Raw genomic sequence first — 19,823 nt, 5'->3', positions numbered from 1 at the left:
TTGGCAGGATGACAAAACGGCAAAGGCGACTGTTAAGGGGATTACTCGCATCTGAAATAAGCTTTCTTTCTTATAATTCCGCCAGCATGGCCCCCCACAGCCCCCCTTACAAGTCCAGCGCGGTTTATGGGCGTGATATGGCAAACGTATGCTGGGATCTTTTATTGATTGACGAGTCAATTAAAAACAACTTAACGTCCGGACATTAGTAATAGGGGGCGGCATGCCGAAACTTGGAATGGAACCGATCCGCCGCGCGGCTTTGGTGCAGGCGACGATTGATGTGATCGGCGCGCAAGGGTCGCTGGACGTCACCGTAAGCCAGATCGCCAAAGAGGCAGGAATGTCTTCGGCTTTGGCGCACCACTATTTTGGTGGGAAGGATCAAATCTTTCTCGCTGCGATGCGCCACATCTTGCGCGATTTCGGGACCGAGGTGCGCAGCAAGCTACGTGCGGCCCATACCCCGCGCGCCCGCGCCGAGGCCTTGATTTCTGCCAATTTCGCGCCGTCCTGTTTTGATCCGGCGACGGTGAGCGCTTGGATGACCCTTTATGCGCAGGCGACAACGCAGCCAGAAATGCATCGCCTATTGCGGCTGTACCAGCAGCGGTTGCTGTCAAACCTGACCCATGCACTGCGTCCGTTATCGTCAACGCCTGTTGAGGATGCCGAAACGTTGTCGGCCTTGATTGATGGGCTGTATTTGCGGGCGGCTCTCGCCCAAACCAGTGACCCCAAACATGTCGAGGCTACCGCACTGCGCGCCCTTGAGCGTCTCACAGGAGCTTGATCATGACCTCGCAGAATATCCTTATCATCATGGTCGATCAGCTGAATGGAACTTTGTTTCCAGATGGTCCAGCAGATTGGCTACATGCCCCGAACCTGAAGAAACTGGCCGCCAAATCCGCCCGTTTCAAAAATGCTTATACCGCGTCGCCACTGTGCGCGCCGGGGCGGGCGTCGTTTATGTCGGGGCAATTACCATCCCGTACGCAAGTCTATGACAACGCAGCGGAGTTTGCATCCTCTATCCCTACCTATGCACACCATCTGCGCCGCGCAGGATATCAAACCTGTCTGTCCGGAAAGATGCATTTTGTCGGACCAGATCAGTTGCACGGGTTCGAAGAACGGCTGACCACAGACATCTATCCGCCTGACTTTGGTTGGACGCCGGATTACCGAAAACCGGGTGAACGCATCGATTGGTGGTATCACAATATGGGGTCGGTTACGGGGGCAGGGGTCGCCGAAATTACCAACCAAATGGAATACGATGACGAGGTTTGCTACAACGCGACCCGAAAGCTTTATGATCTTGCACGGGGGCATGATGCCCGCCCGTGGTGCCTGACGGTTTCGTTTACCCACCCCCATGACCCATATGTGGCCCGCAAGAAATACTGGGACCTCTATGAAGATTGCGAACATCTGCTGCCCGAGATCGGCCCGATCCCCTATGAGGATCAAGACGCCCATTCCCAGCGTATCTTAGATGCCAACGATCACGAGAATTTCGAGATTACCGAGGATCAAGTGCGCCGTGCGCGCCGCGCCTATTTCGCCAATATTTCCTATCTGGATGATAAAATTGGTGAGGTTTTACAAACGCTTGAAGACACCCGCCAAGAGGCGACCATCCTGTTTGTGGCTGATCACGGTGACATGCTGGGCGAACGCGGACTTTGGTTTAAAATGTCATTCTATGAAGGATCTGCGCGGGTGCCTTTGATGGTCTGTGGCCCAGACGTTCCTGCGGGTTTAATCGACACGCCTGTATCCAATATCGATGTGACGCCAACGCTGTGTGATCTTGCGGGTGTATCCATGGAAGAAGTCATGCCGTGGACCGAAGGCATGTCTCTCGTGCCGTTGGCAAACGGGGTTGAGCGGAACGAACCGGTGGCAATGGAATACGCCGCCGAAGGGTCATATGCCCCATTGGTGTGCCTGCGGTATGGGAAATGGAAATACACGCGCTGTGCGCTCGACCCAGATCAATTATTTGAAATTGAGGCCGACCCCCATGAGCTGAACAACCTTGCGGAAGTTGCAAAACATCAAGGTACTTTGGACCAATTGCGTGCCAAATCCGAAGCGCGTTGGGATCTTGATGCCTTTGACGCGGCCGTTCGCGAAAGTCAGGCCCGTCGCTGGGTGGTTTATGAGGCTTTGCGCAACGGCGACTATTACCCATGGGACCACCAGCCGCTGCAAAAAGCGTCTGAACGCTACATGCGCAATCACATGGACCTGAATGTTCTTGAAGAAAATCAACGCTTTCCCCGCGGAGAATAAAATATGCCTTATGATATCCAACCCACAGCCAGCCATTTCATTGACGGCCAATATGTAGAAGACACGGCTGGCACGCCGATCCCCGTGATTTGCCCCGTATCCGAGGAACAAATCGCGTTAGTGCATGCCGCGACCCCTGCGATCATCGAACAGGCCTTGGCGGCTGCAAAACGCGCCCAAAAAGCATGGGCCGCGATGAGCGGAACGGAACGTGGCCGCGTGCTGCGCCGTGCAGCCGACATTATCCGTGAGCGTAATCGCGACCTGAGCATTCTTGAAACCAACGATACCGGTAAACCGTTGCAAGAAACACTTGTTGCAGACGCCACGTCTGCTGCGGGCGCATTGGAATATTTCGGCGGATTGGCTGGCGCCCTAACCGGAGAGCACATCCAGTTGGGCGATGATTTTGTCTATACACGCCGCGAAGCGCTTGGCGTTTGTGTCGGCATTGGCGCTTGGAACTACCCAACCCAGATCGCTGCTTGGAAAGGCGCACCTGCGTTGGCTTGCGGCAATTCGATGATCTTTAAGCCATCAGAAATGACGCCGCTTTGCGCATTGAAGGTCGCCGAAATCCTGCACGAGGCCGGCGCGCCTGCTGGCATTTATAATGTCGTTCAGGGCATGGGCGATGTTGGTGCGGCACTGATCACCGATCCGCGTGTTGACAAGGTCTCGCTGACAGGATCGGTGCCGACGGGCCGCAAGGTATACGCCGCAGCGGCAGAAGGTATCCGTCATGTGACAATGGAATTGGGCGGCAAATCCCCCATCGTGATTTTCGATGATGCAAACCTTGAGGACGCCGTTTCTGGTGCGATCTTAGGGAACTTCTACAGTTCTGGTCAGGTCTGTTCCAACGGCACGCGGGTTTTCGTGCAAAGCGGCATCAAAGAGGCATTTCTTAAGCGCCTGACCGAACGTCTTAAGGGTGTCAAAATGGGCGACCCGCTGGATGAATCTGTGAACTTCGGGCCGATGGTATCAGGGCGTCAGATGGAAATCGTGCAAGGGTTCATTGCCAAGGGGTTGGAACAAGGCGCGCGTTTGGTTGCGGGTGGAAAGCGTGAGGGTACGCAAGGTTACTATCTGCAACCCACTGTTTTTGCTGATGTTACAGATGATATGACAATCGCCACGGATGAGATTTTCGGCCCCGTGCTCAGCGTTCTAGACTTTGATGACGAAGCGGATGTTCTGAAGCGCGCGAATGCCACGGACTTTGGGCTCGCGGCGGGGGTCTTTACTCAAGACCTGACACGCGCGCACCGCATGGTCGCAGGGTTTGAGGCGGGAACGACCTACATCAATACCTACAACCTTGCCCCTGTTGAGGCCCCATTTGGCGGTACAAAACTGTCCGGCGTTGGCCGCGAAAATTCTAAGGCGGCGATTGAGCATTATAGCCAAATGAAATCGGTCTACGTTGGAATGGGCCCAGTTGAGGCACCGTTCTAAATGGAGGCAGATTACGTCATAATCGGAGCAGGCAGCGCTGGCTGCACGATGGCATTCCGGCTGACCGAGGCGGGCAAGTCCGTCATGGTGATTGAAACGGGCGGCAGTGACATCGGCCCTCTTATCAATATGCCAGCGGCACTGTCTTATCCGATGAACATGAGCCTGTATGATTGGGGGTATCGGTCTGAACCCGAACCCAATCTTGACGGGCGCGAATTGGCCTGTCCGAGGGGCAAGGTTGTTGGCGGATCAAGTTCGATCAACGGCATGATCTATGTGCGCGGCCATGCCCGCGACTATGATCATTGGGCGGATCAAGGGGCGGATGGCTGGGCTTATGCCGATGTGCTGCCCTATTTCAAACGCATGGAAGACTGGCACTCAGGGGGTCGCGGTGGTGATCCTGACTGGCGCGGCAAAGGTGGCCCGTTGCACGTCACCCGTGGACCTGGAACGAACCCGCTGACCCGTGCGTTCATCAAGGCCGGTGGTCAAGCGGGCTATCAGTTGACGTCAGATTACAATGGCGAGCAGCAAGAAGGGTTCGGTCCCTTTGATGCGACGATCTGGAAGGGTAAACGTTGGTCGGCTGCGTCTGCCTATTTGCGACCTGCACAGGCGTCCGGAAAGTGTGAAGTTGTACGCGGCACGGCAGCGCGTGTGATACTGAACGCCGGTCGGGCGACTGGCGTGGCGCTGACCGATGGCCGAGAAGTGATGGCCCATAACGAAGTCATCATCGCGGCCTCGGCGATCAATTCGCCAAAGCTTTTGATGTTGTCGGGGATCGGGCCGGCTGAACATCTGGCTGAACATGGGATCGAGGTGGTCGCTGACCGTGCTGGGGTCGGTCAAAACCTTCAGGACCACCTTGAACTCTACGTGCAGATGGCCGCGAAGGGGCGACACAGCCTTTACAAATACTGGCCAATCTTGCGCAAAGCCTTGGTCGGTGCGCGCTGGTTCTTTACAAAATCAGGCGTGGGTGCATCAAATCAGTTCGAAGCCGCTGGTTTCATTCGGTCGCGTGCGGGATTGGACTATCCTGATATTCAGTTTCACTTCCTTCCGATTGCTGTGCGCTATGATGGCGGTGGCGCGCGCGAAGGGTTTCAGGCCCACGTTGGGCCGATGCGCTCAAAATCACGTGGCGAGGTTACGTTGACGTCTAACGATCCTGACGACGCGCCGCGGATTTTCTTTAACTATATGTCGCATCCGGATGACTGGGATGAATTTCGCAACTGTATCCGCCTGACCCGAGAGATTTTCGGCCAAGATGCATTTGCACCTTATCGCGGCGAAGAATTGATCCCCGGTGTGGATGCCCAAAGCGATGACGCGTTGGATGCGGTCATCCGCGAACATGTCGAAAGCGCGTATCATCCCTGCGGTACTTGCAAAATGGGCCGCGCGGATGATCCGACGGCGGTGGTTGACCCAGAAGGGCGGGTCATTGGCGTTCAAAACCTGCGCGTTGCGGACAGCTCGATCTTTCCGCGCATCACCAACGGGAACCTGAACGCGCCGTCAATCATGGTGGGTGAGAAAATGGCCGATCACATCTTGGGCAAGGCACCTTTGCCACCTGCGAATGATGAACCGTGGCTGCATCCAAATTGGCAAACCGAACAGCGTTAACCTGTTGTTTAGGAAATACTTGCAAAGGCGTATTAGGTCCCACTATGTAGTGGGATGCTTCGATTAACCTACTTATTGTTGTGTCTTGCGACGCCCTGTCTTGCTGATGTTCAAGGCCCTGTTCATGTCGTGGATGGGGATACTTTTCATGTTGGGGATGCCCGTGTGCGCTTGCATGGCATCGACGCGCCCGAGGTTGACCAGACCTGTACCCATCCTCAACGGGGTGAATGGGCCTGCGGTGCGTTCGTGCGTGACGAACTTCGGGATCGGTTCGAAGGGCAGATCGCAACCTGTGAAGAAGTCGACGTTGATCGATACGGTCGCATTGTTGGGCGTTGTTTTATCGATGGGCGCAACGTGAACGAAATCATCGTGTCCGACGGCCTTGCCGAGGCGTATCGTCAGTATTCTATGGATTACGATCTGGCGGAAAAGGCGGCTCAGGTGCGTGGGCTCGGACTGTGGTCGAGCGACATGCAAACCCCGGCGGAATTTCGTGCTGAACAACGCACGATGGGCGAAGGTTTTGTTTCCCCCAATTCAAGCTGCATCATCAAAGGCAATATATCGGGCTCGGGCCGGATCTATCACATGCCGCACAACGGCGATTACGATAACACGCGCATCAATGAAGCCAACGGTGAGCGCTGGTTCTGCACCGAGGCCGAGGCCCGCGCAGCTGGCTGGCGCGCGGCACGAAATTAATTCCAGAGTTCGTTTTTCTTTGATCCAGATCAGAGTTGAGCTTTTTGAACCAGTCTAGCTTGGTTTCGAAACATACTGGAGGATCAAGAAATGTCTCATACACCCCATGAACTGCACGAAGAATTCCCTGAGTTTGGCGACAAAATCAGCGCCCTGAAACAATCAGATGCGCACTTTGCAAAGCTCAGCGAAGCCTACCACGAAGTGAACCGTGCCGTGCACCGCGCCGAAACTGACATTGAGCCGACAGATGACGCCCATATGCAGCAGATGCGCAAAGAGCGGATGAAGTTGAAAGACGAAATCTTTGCGGCGTTAAACGCTTAGTCAACCTGATACGGCAGCATGCCACGCTCGTTCGGGTCGACTCTGAGTTGCCGTTCCAATGGTGGCACAGAGCGATGCGGACAGGCGCGGCGTTCGCATATTCGACAGGAAATACCAATCGGTTCAAAGGCTTCTGCTTGATCTGTCATCATATGGTCGGCGTAAACCAATGCGCCCGCGTGTTTGACTTCGCAGCCCAGCCCAATGGCATATCGCCGAGTCGGTGTGCCCCATGACCCGCCAGGTTTGCTGACATCACGCGCAAGGCAAAAATACCGCACGCCGTCTGGCGTTTCAGCCAATTGTCGCAGCCAACGGCCTGGTGTTTCAAAGGCACCATGCACATTCCACAACGGACAAGCGCCGCCAAACCGCGCGAATTGCAGCGTTGTTGCCGAGTGGCGTTTGGTAATGGTGCCTGCAGGATCAACACGCACAAAGAAAAACGGGATGCCTTTGGCCCCAGGGCGCTGCAAGGTTGATAGGCGGTGGGCGACTTGTTCCAGTGAGGCACCGAACTGATCCGCCAACCGCTCCAGATCGTGGCGGGTGGATTGTGCGGCAGCCAAGAACGCGCCGTAAGGCATGAGGGCCGCACCGGCAAAGTAGTTTGCCAAGCCGACCATCGCGATGCTGCGGGCTTGGGGGGACTGGAATTTCGCGAAGTCCAAAGTCGCGTCTAGCAGCTTTGCTTGCTTAATTAACGCGACCTGTAAAAGCAGCTGAAACCGTTGGGTTGTCGGGGCGGCTTTGGTGGAAAGGGTCAATGTCCGGCTGGCTGGATCATAATGGCGAATGGCGTCAGCGCTGGACGACGGATCGTCCTTTAAAACCACGCGGACGCCGCTTTCGGCCAAGGCTTTGCGGGCGGCAGTTTCGATGTTTCCACCGTCATTTTCGGCGGCTTTGAGTGCAAACCGCTCTGCGGCGCGGTCCACGGCGTCGATGTAGTTGTCGCAATAATGAAAGAAATCCCGAACCTCTTCCCAGGGGGAGGGTTGAAGGCGGCTATCTTCGCGGCCCAACGCCTCATCCAAGGACGCGAGGCGCTCATGGGTTTGACGATAGGCGCTGTGCAAATCAAGGAAAGCACGAGCGAGTGCTGGGGCGTTGGAGGCCGCGAGCCTGAGATCGGCGAGGGGTGGTGTGGGGCCGCTAAAAACCGGATCGGCAAGCGCTTCACGCATATCACCGACCAAGCGGGCTTCGTCGCCGGATTGCAGTTCGGTGACATCAAACCCGAACTCCTGCGCAAGGGCCAGAACGACGGTCGTCGACACGGGACGGTTATTGTTTTCCATCTGGTTGAGATAGGGCAGGGACACGCCAAGCTTTTCGGCGAAGCCCTTTTGCGTCAGGCCAATACGGCCCCGCAGCTCGCGCAGTTTTGCACCAGCATATAGTTTTTGTGCGGCCATGATCTCCCCCTTTGCAAAGCAGTTAATAGACTTTGCAAAGTCACGAGTCGAGGGCTAGAGGATTTCGGCAGCGACACGACGCGCGCGCCTGATCCCCCAAATGCCGCAGACAACAGATGCCAGCGTGGTCAATAACATCAACACGATCAGTGGGCGTGCGCCGGTTTCAGGGCCCAGAATGAATCCTGCGATTACGGACAATGCAGCCCCGCCACCGATCATGAACGCGCCGCCAAGACCTGCTGCGGACCCCGCAAGGGCGGGGCGCACCGAAAGCATCCCAGCATTTGCGTTTGGTAGAAGGATGCCGTTGCCCAGCCCGATGAAGATCATGAAGCCAAAGAAAACAAGGGGATGAACAAAGCCAGCCAAGTCACTCAAAAGCAAAAGCGCCATACCAATGGCTGTTATCACGGCCCCGTACAGGACCATTTTGTTGACACCGATCCGCACCGAAAAACGCCCGGACACGCCATTGCCAACCAAATAGCCTACAGCCGGCGCGCCAAAGTAGATGCCAAGTTGTGATGGGTCGAGTTTGAAGACCTCGGAGCCGACGAAGGGTGCGCCCCCAAGGTATGCAAAGAAGGCGCCTGATGAGAATGCGGCGGCCAGACAGTAAGCCCAGAACCTCTGCGACGTCAGCAGGTCAGGGTATTCACGGACCTGCGCTGCAAATCCGCCTTCACGTTTGGTAAACGTCTCGCCTTGATCGAAGAAGCACAGCAGCAACAGAAGAAATCCACTGCCTGCAAGCAGCAAGAAAGACGCCTGCCAGCCAAAGACCTCGTCAAGAACGCCGCCTGCTGCTGGCCCCAGCATGGGCACGATCGACATGCCCATTGTCACGTATCCGATCATCGATGCCGCCTGATCCTGAGGAACCATATCGCGCACGACCGCACGGCTGATGGCAAATGCCGTTGCGATCGCTGTTTGGAGTAGGCGGCAAATCAAGAACACCGTGAAGTTTGGCGCAAGCACAGCGCCGAGGCTGGCGAGGGTAAAGATTGCGACCGTACCAAGGACGACAGGTCTGCGGCCATAGCGATCCGAAATTGGCCCGATCAAGATTTGGACGATGGCTGTTGTTGCCAGATAGGCCGAGACCGACAGCTGTATTAGGCCATACTCAACGCCGAAATGCTCGGCCATTGAGGGCAGCGAGGGTAGGAACACGTTCAACGACAATGCCCCGACGCCGGCCATGAGGATCAAGGTCGCGATATGGGGCGGAGTTGTGCGGTCCAGAAAACGGACAATCGGTGCGGAGTTTGCGGCTTTTGACATGATGAATACCTATGCCTGTCCTTTGGAAAGGTCTATGGCTTGCGAAAGAAACACGTGGTGCAAATTTTGCAGGTTTGCAATTTCGATAGCTTGCTAATCACGAATTTTGCAAATTTGCGGAATGAGACTCGGAACTCAGCCCGAAAGAGGTTAGTTTACGCGTCAAATTAAAGGGACAATTCCATGACAGACATCCTTAAAGAGCTTGAAACCCGTCGCGAAGCAGCGCGCATGGGCGGTGGGCAGAAACGCATCGACAGTCAGCACGCCAAAGGGAAACTGACGGCACGCGAACGCATTGATTTGCTGTTGGATGAAGGGTCCTTTGAGGAATACGACACGTTCGTTTCCCACCGTAGCATCGATTTCGGTATGGAAAAGACGCGCCCTGCAGGGGATGGCGTTGTTACAGGGTGGGGCACGATCAACGGGCGCCAAACCTATGTTTACGCACAGGACTTTACGGTACTGGGTGGATCGGTTTCGGCGACGCACGCTGCTAAGATCGTTAAAATCATGGACATGGCGATGCAAAACGGCGCGCCGATCATCGGGATCAACGATTCCGGCGGTGCGCGTATTCAGGAAGGTGTCGACGCGCTCGGCGGATACGGCGACATTTTCCAACGCAATATTATGGCATCCGGCGTTGTGCCGCAGATCAGCTTGATTATGGGGCCATGTGCGGGTGGCGCGGTTTACTCGCCTGCGATGACCGACTTTATCTTCATGGTTAAAGACAGCTCCTACATGTTTGTCACCGGTCCAGACGTTGTTAAAACCGTGACCAATGAGGTTGTTACCGCCGAGGAATTGGGTGGGGCGAGCACGCATACCAAAAAGTCCTCTGTTGCTGATGGTGCGTTTGAAAACGACGTCGAAGCGATCGCCGAAGTGCGCCGCTTGTTTGACTTCTTGCCGCTTAATAACCGTCAGAAGCCGCCAGTACGCCCATTCTTTGATGAGGTTGATCGCGTCGAGGAGAGCCTTGATACGTTGATCCCTGACAACCCGAACCAGCCGTACGACATGAAAGAGCTGATCCATAAAGTCGCCGATGAAGGCGACTTCTATGAAATTCAGGCGGATTTCGCGGGCAATATGCTGACAGGGTTCATTCGCCTTGAAGGGCAGACTGTTGGCGTTGTGGCCAACCAGCCAATGGTTCTTGCGGGCGTTCTGGATATCGATAGCGCGCGTAAGGCGTCTCGGTTTGTGCGGTTCTGTGATGCTTTCGAAATTCCGATCCTGACCCTTGTGGATGTTCCAGGCTTCTTGCCGGGCGTGACGCAGGAATATAACGGCGTAATCAAACATGGCGCGAAACTGTTGTTCGCCTATGGCGAAGCGACGGTGCCAAAAGTCACAGTCATTACCCGCAAGGCTTACGGCGGGGCTTACGTTGTTATGTCGTCCAAACACATGAAGGGTGATTTGAACTACGCGTGGCCAACGGCCGAGATCGCTGTGATGGGGGCCAAGGGCGCAACGGAGATTATCCACCGCGCTGATCTTGATGACCCTGAAAAGACGGCGGCTCATACCAAAGACTATGAGGACCGTTTTGCGAACCCATTTGTTGCAGCGGAACGTGGTTTCATCGACGAGGTGATTACACCACGCAACACGCGTCGTCGTTTGTGCCGTGCCTTTGCCGGTTTGCGCGGAAAACAGGCGCAGATGCCTTGGAAGAAGCATGACAATATCCCACTTTAATCCTCAAATGCCCGCAGCAATTTTTGGATTGATTTGTGGTTTCTTGATCTCAACCACATCGGTTGCTGCGGCAGATGGCATTCAAGTGCCATCTGGGCAGGCGTTGTCTTTTCTCGAGTTCATCTCGGAGATGGACGGAGACATTGTGCGGTTCCGGTTCCTGGCGCCGCAAATCGGCGATGCGTTTACGTACATGGATGTCGCGAATGATTTTCAGGTTGTTTGCGACGAACAAGTCATGCCTGTGTTGGGCGCAAATGGCCTAGAGCCACGTCAAATCGTGCTGTCGATGTCAGCAATGGATATTCCATTTGGTGAAGATAATCCTGACGTTTTGCAGTTTTTCGAGATTTTTCGGCCCGAAAATGACACCTGTATCTGGGAGGAATATTGATGCATCCACAATATGTTGCGCGGCAAAGCTCACCCAATGGGGGTTTTGTAGCGGCTGAGTCACAGGCTTGGGCGTCGATTTCCGGATCGTATCTTTTGCGCCGCCGTTCTTGTAGTTTTCCACGAGGTTACACCCAAGTGGCCTACCCTCAAAATGCACGGGGGAACCGACGCAATGCCGGTCCAACTCGTGTGGAAAACAGAGACAGGAGACAAACATGTCTAAGAGCATCAAGAGCCTTTTTGCCGTGTCCCTGCTTGCCGTTATGGCAGCATGTGGCGCGAACAACGCAAGTGACGTCGAAGAATTCGTGGTCGTTGACCCGGTTCCAGTCACGATCGAGCCGACTTTCACCGGCAAGTACAACTAATCGACGTTCGGGGCAGGCGGCGACGCCTGTCCCAACTCACGCGTCCGTTTCTCGGGGGGCTGCGTGATGGAAAAGCACCGCGGATTTCCAAGCCGCCTTCCGAGCTCCGATTTTCAGTTCACAATCCGGCGTCCCGTCAAAAAGGGTCTGCCTCCCAAGCTGTTCCAACGCGAACGCTATGCGGACCGTCGTCCGGCCGATCGCCGTGCGGACGAAGGGTTTATGTGGGCCCTGAAAGAACACTTCGGGGATCAGCCGTTTGAGCGCGGCAATCTGGATGCAGGGCGATTGAACTTCGTCTTCGGGCGTGAGGTCATCCCAGCAGAGGATCCCTTTGATCCCGAGAGCTATGACGCACTGCTAAAGCTCGATCTAAAACGCACCGAACAATCCTTTCCAGAGATTTTTCGCCCTGATTGGGCGCCGGGGCAGTCATGATGGTAAGCCCTCACATGCGCGGTTTTTGGCCGACTGTTTTGCAACTTTGGCGGGAAATGGCCCAATCTACGCCCCCCGCGCAGAAGTCGAATGACAGGTCGGATCGCTTGTGCAAATCTCAACTTGTAGCCGGACAGCCCAGCAATCTGGACGGCTTAAATTGTCAATACCGTTACCCTTCCCCTCGTCGGTCTGATCCCTTTGGGTTCAGACCGACACTCTTATTGCAATGTGTGACGGGGGATTTGCGCCGTTCACGCTTGTGTGCGCAAAAAACGCTTGTGTTAACTGCGCAAAGGGCAGATTCTGCGCCTTATAATACAAAGCAAAATAAGGGCAGTAACCTATGCAACATATCCGTCTTATTCTCGCTGTTGGCGCCATTGCGTCGCTTTCGGCATGTCTCGACAACGACCTTGAACGCGGCCTTGCCGGCGCTGCCGCAGGTGCAGTTCTCGCAGACGCAACAGGTGTCGATCCTGTCACTGGGGCACTCGTTGGTGGCGCGGCTGGCGCGCTTTGCGACGAAGTTACCAGCGTCTGCCGCTAATCTAACAACGCCTTTCGGGGCAATCACGACTAATGACCGCCGCTCAGGGATGACCCTGTGCGGCGGTTTTGCATTCTAAGGGGCTACCAATGTTCAAGAAAATTCTGATCGCCAACCGAGGTGAGATCGCCTGCCGCGTCATTAAGACAGCACGTAAGATGGGCATCAAAACCGTTGCCGTTTATTCTGATGCGGACCGCAATGCGTTGCACGTCAAAATGGCGGACGAAGCGGTACACATTGGTCCGCCCCCAGCAAATCAATCCTATATCGTGATCGACAAGATCATGGACGCCATCAAACAGACCGGCGCCGAAGCTGTGCACCCGGGGTATGGGTTCTTGTCTGAGAATTCCAAGTTCGCAGAAGCACTTGAAGCCGCAGGCGTTGCCTTTATCGGGCCACCTAAGGGCGCGATTGAAAAAATGGGCGATAAGATTACGTCCAAGAAGATTGCCCAAGATGCGGATGTAAGCACTGTTCCGGGCCATATGGGCCTGATCGAGGACGCCGAAGAAGCTGTGAAGATCAGTCAACAGATCGGCTATCCTGTGATGATCAAAGCCTCTGCTGGTGGCGGTGGTAAGGGCATGCGGATTGCATGGGATGATGATGGTGCCCGCGAAGGGTTCCAGTCCTCCAAGAACGAAGCGGCGAACTCTTTTGGGGATGACCGGATTTTCATCGAGAAATTTGTCACCCAGCCACGTCACATCGAAATTCAGGTTTTGTGCGACAGCCACGGCAACGGTATCTATCTAGGCGAGCGCGAATGTTCGATCCAGCGCCGTCAGCAAAAGGTCATCGAAGAAGCGCCAAGCCCGTTCTTGGATGAGGCGACCCGTAAAGCCATGGGCGAACAGTCCGTCGCGCTGGCCAAGGCTGTTGATTATGCATCTGCGGGTACTGTGGAATTCATCGTTGATGGGGATCGCAATTTCTACTTCCTCGAGATGAACACACGTTTGCAGGTGGAACACCCTGTGACTGAGCTGATCACAGGTGTTGATCTGGTCGAACAGATGATCCGCGTTGCCTACGGCGAAAAGCTCAGCCTCGCGCAGAAGGATGTGACTTTGACAGGCTGGGCGATGGAAAGCCGCCTTTACGCCGAAGACCCATATCGTGGTTTCTTGCCGTCCATTGGCCGTTTGACCACGTACCGTCCGCCATCCGAAGTTGCGGCGGGCCCATTGGTTACCAATGGCAAATGGCAGGGCGATGCGCCAGAAGGCAAACATGCCGTGCGCAATGACACGGGCGTTTATGATGGGGGCGAGATCTCCATGTATTATGACCCGATGATTGCCAAGCTCTGCACATGGGCACCGACCCGTGCCGAAGCGATCGAAGAAATGCGCGTGGCCTTGGATACGTTTGAGGTTGAGGGCATCGGCCACAACATCCCATTCCTGTCCGCCGTGTATGACCACGAGAAATTCACGTCCGGTAACATGACAACCGCCTTTATCGAGGAAGAATACCCCGAAGGGTTCGAAGGTGTCACGCTGCCTGACGGTGAGATCAAACGGATCGCAGCCACTTGTGCAGCAATGCACCGCGTCGCTGAAATCCGTCGCACGCGTGTTACGGGCCGTATGGATAATCATACCCGCCACGTGGACAACAAAGCCGTTGTGACGTTGCAGGGTGTTGAACATGAAGTGGTGTTGGATGCCGATCAAAATGGGGCGGACGTCGCATTCAACGATGGGACAACACTGCGGGTTGAGGGCACTTGGACCCCAGGCATGAGCATTGCGTCCATGTCCGTCGATGGCGAGCCATTGGTTCTTAAAGTGGGCAAAGCAACGCATGGGTTCCGTATTCGCAATCGTGGTGCCGACCTAAAGGTGTTTGTACGTTCGCGTTTGCAGGCCGATATGGCCGCCTTGATGCCAGAAAAATTGCCGCCGGACACATCCAAGATGTTGCTGTGCCCAATGCCGGGATTGATCGTGAAGGTTGATGTCGAAGTTGGCGACGAGGTCGAAGATGGCCAGGTTCTGTGCACTGTCGAGGCAATGAAGATGGAAAACATCTTGCGCGCCGAGAAGAAAGCCACGGTCACGAAGATCAATGCGGCCGCGGGCGACAGCCTGTCCGTTGATGATGTGATTATGGAATTCGAGTAACCCTTTGGACCTTGTGCTGCATATTGGCGCCCATCGCACCGGATCAACCATGGTTGAACGCACGATTACGGCGACGATTGCGGCACATCCGGATTGTGGTGTTGCCATTTGGGGGCCGCGGCGATTGCGAGATACCGAAGGGTTTCAAGCAACCACGCGGCGCCTGGATGACGATGCCGAGCCTATCGATAAGGCGGCTGCTGTTGCCTTGGACGCCTTGGCGTCTCAGATCACAGAAGATGCGGCTGCCGAACGCGCACGCGGGGTCAACACTCTGGTTTTGTCCGAAGAGAACCTGATGGGCTCTATGGGCAATAACTTTCGTTCGGGTGTGTTTTATGGCGATGTCGCTCAGCGTCTTGCAGCCTATGATAGCCTGTTACCACAATCGCCCGACCGCATCGCGATGGGCGTGCGCGACTATGGGGCGGTCTGGACCTCTGCGTTTCATTATCTACCACAGGTCGGCAAGAGCGCGCCTCCGCGAGAGACCGCGAGAGACACCTTGTTAGACAGTCGGCGCGGTTGGCCCGAAGTGGTTCGCGATGTCGCAAAAATATGGCCAGATTCACCTATGTTGCTTTGGCAGCAGGAAGATCTTGAAGCACAGACCGTGCAGATTTGTGCTGCGATCACAGGGTTAGACGCCGATCAGGTTGTTGTTCCGGACGGGAAAATCAACGCCCGAAAGGCGAAGACACCGCGACCTGATGTGTTTGATCCCGAAGAACGCAAGCATTTGACTCATCGCTATAATCGACACCTTCGCCGACTGCGTAAGACTGATGGCGTCAACTGGGCCGGAGGGCAGGCGTGATGGATTACGGTTCTGCGCGTCTGTCTTCGATTTCTTGTTGCCGAAGTGGCATCTTGTCGATGGAACGGGTGATTTCACGCACGGTCCAAGGGGCAGGTTTGCGCAGTTCGACCTCACCGTCCTTGCCGATGATGACCAGCATAAACCCGCGCGGGCGCAATCGCATGCGCAGCGCGCTTTGTGCATCAGGGTCGGTGTCCGTCAAAATGACAACATCGCGCTCCGCAAGATCGTCCGCACGATCGCGCAGCAGCTCCATTTGCTGGATGAAGCGCGGGTCATTGGGGCTGTCCGCAAAGACGACAACAGGGCGTGCGACCCAGACAAAGTCGTTAATATCCGCAGAAATTGCATCAAATGAGAGCGTTTTATCGGCATTCCACTGGTCTAGAACGCCGGGTTCAACGTCGTCTTGTGCGGTGCCCGCCGAGGCCCATAAGACCAATGATAATAAGGCTAATAGTCGGACCATTCTGCTCCCCTTTGATTACGATATAGGTGCACTGGACCCAAAGACTAAGGGGCAATCGACCCAAGACCATGACATTTTTAGCATTAACCATATGGTCAGGAACACAGCCCATTGCATTGGGAAACGTCAGGACTGCGCAATCGCACGGTCCAGTTTCATCCAATGGGGGCGCTGGTCAATGGACGTCATGCTACATCTTGGGGCGCACAGAAGCGCCTCGACATCGTTTCAAAAGTATCTTTGGAGCAACCGCGTGCGGCTGGCCCAACGCGGCCTCACAAGCTGGACGCCCAAGCGCACACGTGATGGGCTGATGGCGGGCATGGTGCGGCATCCCGCCTCGATCACGCTTGAGGATGAACGCAAAGCGGTTCGATCTATTGGCCGGATGAGGGTCGAAATCGAACGGCTGGACCGCGCTGGCCAAAATGGTCTTTTAATCAGCGAAGAGAACCTTATCGGGTCTATGCGGGGCAATGTCTCTGACACGCGGCTTTATCCTTTGCTGAGCGAACGTTTGATGCGCTTTAAGCCCGCGTTCGAGGGGCGCAAGCTGCGCATCGGGTTTGGCATCCGCAGCTACGAGGCCTATTGGACGTCGTGCCTGTCGCGGCTGGTCACGCGTGGTGCGCCGACCCCGAGCGTCGATCTCCTCGATTTCTTGACGACCCAACCGCGCCGCTGGCGCCACGTCATTCGAGATATTTCCCTGACGTTCCCTGACGCAGACCTGTTCGTCTGGCCGTTTGAACGCATGGCAGGATCGCCCGCACGCCAACTTGGTGTGCTGTGGGGGGGCGATTGTCGCGGGCTTGATGGGGGCGATGCGTGGCATAGCCGCAGCTGTAACGTGTGGCAGATGAACGAAATTCTAGCGCTCCGGGGCGAGGCGCCGATTGAGGGTGGCCCGTTGGAAACGGGGGCGCATTGGATGCCTTTTGACGATGAGCAGACGGCGGTTTTACGGGCTGAATATCGCCGCGACCTTGCTTGGTTGGCGAGTGGCGCACAAGGAATGGCGGCTTTCGTAGATGGGCGGCCAACGCCCACTCCAAGTTCGAAAGCCGCACAAGTTAACGGGCAAACAATGCCTGAAATTCGGCCTGACAGGGCTGACGTGACCCGCACCAGCGTAAAATACGCGGTGCCATTGAGAGGACGACAAAATGGGATCGAAGAAGGACTGGGCCGAACAGGCGCAAGCTGAACTACGTGGGCGACCACTAGATGACCTGACATGGAACACCATCGAAGGGATTGATGTTCAACCGGTTTACGGAGCCGACGATTTGGCTGGCGTTGACCATCTTGGTTCGCTTCCGGGTGAAGCACCGTTCACGCGCGGCGTGAAGGCGACGATGTATGCTGGGCGCCCATGGACGATCCGCCAATATGCGGGCTTTTCCACAGCTGAAGAATCCAACGCATTTTACCGCAAAGCACTGGCTGCAGGTCAGCAGGGCGTGTCTGTTGCCTTCGATTTGGCCACACACCGTGGCTACGACAGTGACCACGAACGTGTGGTTGGTGACGTTGGCAAGGCAGGCGTCGCGATTGACAGCGTTGAGGATATGAAAATCCTGTTTGACGGCATTCCACTGGATAAGGTCAGTGTGTCGATGACGATGAACGGGGCCGTTATCCCGATTTTGGCGAACTTTATCGTCGCGGGCGAAGAGCAGGGCCATGATCGTTCGGTTCTGTCGGGGACCATTCAGAATGATATTCTGAAAGAATTCATGGTGCGCAACACCTACGTGTATCCGCCAGAGCCATCGATGCAGCTGGTCGCGGATATTATTGAATACACAGCCAATGAGATGCCGAAGTTCAACTCGATCTCGATCTCCGGCTATCACATGCAAGAAGCCGGTGCGAACTTGGTGCAGGAACTTGCCTTTACGCTGGCGGACGGGCGCGAATACGTGCGCACCGCGATTGCGCGCGGCATGGACGTGGACAAATTCGCACCGCGTCTGTCGTTCTTCTTTGCCATTGGCATGAACTTCTTCATGGAAGCTGCAAAACTGCGGGCCGCGCGTCTGTTGTGGTCCCGTATTATGGCGGAGTTCGAACCGAAATCCGAAAAGTCATCCATGCTGCGGACACACTGCCAGACTTCTGGCGTGTCCCTGCAAGAACAAGACCCCTACAACAACGTCGTGCGCACCGCTTATGAAGCAATGGCGGCCGTTCTGGGCGGAACCCAGTCCCTGCACACCAACGCCTTGGACGAAGCGATCGCTTTGCCGACTGAATTCAGTTCACGCATTGCGCGTAACACCCAGCTGATTTTGCAAGAAGAAACCGGCGTGACCAACGTAGTCGATCCATTGGCTGGGTCTTATTATGTTGAAAAACTGACGTCTGATCTTGCGGAAGAAGCCTGGAAGATCATCGAAGAAGTCGAAGAAATGGGCGGCATGACAAAGGCCGTGGCGTCCGGCATGCCGAAACTGCGGATCGAAGAATCTGCGGCCAAACGACAGGCGATGATCGATCGTGGTGACGAAGTGATCGTTGGCGTGAACAAGTATCGTTTGGACAAAGAAGACCCGATCGACATTCTTGATGTTGATAACGTCGCGGTGCGCGAAGCGCAGGTCGCGCGGTTGGCTCAAATCCGGTCCACCCGTGATCAGGCCGCGTGTGACGCGGCCTTGGCCGAAGTTGAACGCCGCGCCCGTGAAGGGGGCAACCTTTTGGAAGCCGCTATCGAAGCGGCCCGCCATCGTGCAACGGTTGGAGAAATCAGCATGGCTATGGAAAAAGAGTTTGGACGTCACCGTGCGGAAGTCAAAACACTGGCTGGTGTTTACGGCGCCGCATATGAAGGCGACGAAGGCTTTGCCGCGATCCAGAAGGACGTTGAAGACTTCGCCGAAGCCGAGGGGCGTCGCCCGCGTATGTTGGTTGTGAAGATGGGCCAAGATGGCCACGATCGCGGCGCGAAAGTCATCGCGACTGCGTTTGCCGACATCGGTTTCGATGTGGACGTCGGCCCGTTGTTCCAAACACCGGAAGAAGCCGCGCAAGACGCCGTTGATAACGATGTGCACGTCATCGGTATTTCATCGCAGGCGGCTGGGCATAAGACGCTTGCTCCGAAACTGATCGAAGCTTTGAAGGCCGCGGACGCAGAGGATATTCTGGTTATCTGTGGCGGGGTCATCCCGCAGCAAGATTATGACTTCCTGAAAAATGCGGGCGTAAAAGCGATCTTTGGACCTGGCACCAATATCCCGAAGGCGGCGCAGGACATTCTGCGCCTCATTCGCGACGCGAAGGGGTGAAACGGGCGCTCATCCTGATTGGGATGGCGCTTGGCGCGGTTTGGGCTGCCGCGATTGTGGTGTTGCCGTTGCGGATGGGTTTGCCGTTCGTACCGCCAGCACTCGCGTTCCCAGCCGCGTTTCTCATTCCCGGTGCCGTAATGGCGATGATGATCGGTGCGCTTGCCGCGCGGCGGTTCTTTGATCGGGATATCATTGATGGTGACCCGTTTTTGCCAGAAAGCGGCGGGGACATCGATCAGCGCGTGTTAAGCAATACCGTTGAACAGATGGTGCTGGCATTGCTTGTTTGGCCGTTTGTCGGTTTTAGCCTTGGCGGCGTGTCCGTCATTGCGCTTGGTGTCGGGATGGCCGTAGCACGGGTTTTGTTTTGGATTGGCTATCACGTCTCACCACCCTTGCGCGCGTTTGGTTTTGCGGCGAGTTTCTATCCAACGATATTCGGCGCATTCTGGGCCGTCTGGATTTGGATAAACTAAGGAACAG

At 55.6% G+C, this 19,823-nt stretch carries 19 protein-coding genes; 16 read left to right on the top strand and 3 right to left on the bottom strand.

The window, feature by feature from the left end; translation table 11 throughout:
* Positions 1-223: 223 nt before the first annotated feature.
* The 6 genes from betI (at position 224) to KO486_RS11910 (ending at position 6,444) form a co-directional block, all read left to right on the top strand.
* Complete coding sequence (gene betI, locus KO486_RS11935) at positions 224-793, top strand: transcriptional regulator BetI (RefSeq protein ID WP_216037445.1); 570 nt, start codon at positions 224-226, stop codon at positions 791-793.
* A gap of 2 nt (positions 794-795) precedes the next feature.
* Complete coding sequence (gene betC / locus KO486_RS11930) at positions 796-2,304, top strand: choline-sulfatase (RefSeq protein WP_216037444.1); 1,509 nt, start codon at positions 796-798, stop codon at positions 2,302-2,304.
* 3 nt (positions 2,305-2,307) lie between these two features.
* Complete coding sequence (gene betB, locus KO486_RS11925) at positions 2,308-3,765, top strand: betaine-aldehyde dehydrogenase (RefSeq protein WP_216037443.1); 1,458 nt, start codon at positions 2,308-2,310, stop codon at positions 3,763-3,765.
* Positions 3,766-5,409 (top strand): choline dehydrogenase, encoded by a 1,644-nt coding sequence (gene betA / locus KO486_RS11920; protein WP_216037442.1) that lies wholly within the window; start codon positions 3,766-3,768, stop codon positions 5,407-5,409.
* 54 nt (positions 5,410-5,463) lie between these two features.
* A complete protein-coding gene (locus KO486_RS11915) occupies positions 5,464-6,117 on the top strand; it encodes a thermonuclease family protein (protein WP_216037441.1) in 654 nt (217 codons plus the stop codon).
* Positions 6,118-6,207: 90 nt separating this feature from the next.
* Complete coding sequence (locus KO486_RS11910) at positions 6,208-6,444, top strand: YdcH family protein (protein WP_216037440.1); 237 nt, start codon at positions 6,208-6,210, stop codon at positions 6,442-6,444.
* Here KO486_RS11910 and KO486_RS11905 read toward each other — a convergent pair.
* Entirely contained in the window at positions 6,441-7,862 is a 1,422-nt protein-coding gene (locus KO486_RS11905) for a helix-turn-helix transcriptional regulator (RefSeq protein WP_216037439.1), read from the bottom strand. The genes KO486_RS11910 and KO486_RS11905 overlap by 4 nt on opposite strands.
* Before the next feature lie 54 nt (positions 7,863-7,916).
* Positions 7,917-9,152 carry a multidrug effflux MFS transporter gene (locus KO486_RS11900; protein WP_216037438.1) on the bottom strand — a complete coding sequence of 412 codons (1,236 nt, stop codon included), beginning with the start codon at positions 9,150-9,152 and terminating at the stop codon, positions 7,917-7,919.
* Positions 9,153-9,335: 183 nt separating this feature from the next.
* Here KO486_RS11900 and KO486_RS11895 point away from each other — a divergent pair, with 183 nt between their 5' ends.
* From KO486_RS11895 to KO486_RS11865, 7 genes are all read left to right on the top strand, one after another.
* The gene (locus tag KO486_RS11895; RefSeq protein WP_216037437.1) at positions 9,336-10,868 is read left to right on the top strand and encodes an acyl-CoA carboxylase subunit beta; all 1,533 of its coding nucleotides are present in this window, start codon (positions 9,336-9,338) and stop codon (positions 10,866-10,868) included.
* 7 nt (positions 10,869-10,875) lie between these two features.
* Positions 10,876-11,262 (top strand): DUF6497 family protein, encoded by a 387-nt coding sequence (locus KO486_RS11890; protein WP_216037436.1) that lies wholly within the window; start codon positions 10,876-10,878, stop codon positions 11,260-11,262.
* A 217-nt stretch (positions 11,263-11,479) separates the two neighbouring features.
* On the top strand, positions 11,480-11,632 hold the full coding sequence (locus tag KO486_RS11885; RefSeq protein WP_216037435.1) for a hypothetical protein: 153 nt from the start codon (positions 11,480-11,482) through the stop codon (positions 11,630-11,632).
* Between the two features lie 66 nt (positions 11,633-11,698).
* Positions 11,699-12,070: a hypothetical protein gene (locus KO486_RS11880; protein WP_216037434.1), complete on the top strand. Its 372-nt coding sequence runs from the start codon at positions 11,699-11,701 to the stop codon at positions 12,068-12,070.
* 346 nt (positions 12,071-12,416) lie between these two features.
* Positions 12,417-12,620 carry a hypothetical protein gene (locus KO486_RS11875; RefSeq protein ID WP_216037433.1) on the top strand — a complete coding sequence of 68 codons (204 nt, stop codon included), beginning with the start codon at positions 12,417-12,419 and terminating at the stop codon, positions 12,618-12,620.
* An 89-nt stretch (positions 12,621-12,709) separates the two neighbouring features.
* Positions 12,710-14,755, top strand: a complete 2,046-nt coding sequence (locus KO486_RS11870) for an acetyl/propionyl/methylcrotonyl-CoA carboxylase subunit alpha (RefSeq protein WP_216037432.1) — start codon at positions 12,710-12,712, stop codon at positions 14,753-14,755.
* Between the two features lie 49 nt (positions 14,756-14,804).
* The gene (locus KO486_RS11865; RefSeq protein WP_216037431.1) at positions 14,805-15,572 is read left to right on the top strand and encodes a hypothetical protein; all 768 of its coding nucleotides are present in this window, start codon (positions 14,805-14,807) and stop codon (positions 15,570-15,572) included.
* Between the two features lie 4 nt (positions 15,573-15,576).
* On the opposite strand, the gene KO486_RS11860 is transcribed toward KO486_RS11865, so the two are convergent.
* Positions 15,577-16,044 (bottom strand): DUF4174 domain-containing protein, encoded by a 468-nt coding sequence (locus KO486_RS11860; protein WP_216037430.1) that lies wholly within the window; start codon positions 16,042-16,044, stop codon positions 15,577-15,579.
* A 253-nt stretch (positions 16,045-16,297) separates the two neighbouring features.
* Here KO486_RS11860 and KO486_RS11855 point away from each other — a divergent pair, with 253 nt between their 5' ends.
* From KO486_RS11855 to KO486_RS11845, 3 genes are read left to right on the top strand one after another with little or no spacing between them, the layout of a single operon-like run.
* Positions 16,298-17,251, top strand: a complete 954-nt coding sequence (locus tag KO486_RS11855) for a hypothetical protein (protein WP_216037429.1) — start codon at positions 16,298-16,300, stop codon at positions 17,249-17,251.
* Complete coding sequence (gene scpA / locus KO486_RS11850; RefSeq protein ID WP_216037428.1) at positions 17,211-19,337, top strand: methylmalonyl-CoA mutase; 2,127 nt, start codon at positions 17,211-17,213, stop codon at positions 19,335-19,337. Before KO486_RS11855 ends, scpA begins: the two co-directional genes overlap by 41 nt.
* Positions 19,334-19,816 (top strand): MAPEG family protein, encoded by a 483-nt coding sequence (locus KO486_RS11845; RefSeq protein WP_303435516.1) that lies wholly within the window; start codon positions 19,334-19,336, stop codon positions 19,814-19,816. The genes scpA and KO486_RS11845 overlap by 4 nt, the downstream gene beginning before the upstream one ends.
* The last annotated feature ends 7 nt before the right edge of the window (positions 19,817-19,823 follow it).

It is taken from the genome of Octadecabacter sp. B2R22, assembly GCF_018861045.1.
Classification (GTDB): domain Bacteria; phylum Pseudomonadota; class Alphaproteobacteria; order Rhodobacterales; family Rhodobacteraceae; genus Octadecabacter.
This window is presented reverse-complemented; position numbering and strand designations above follow the sequence as displayed.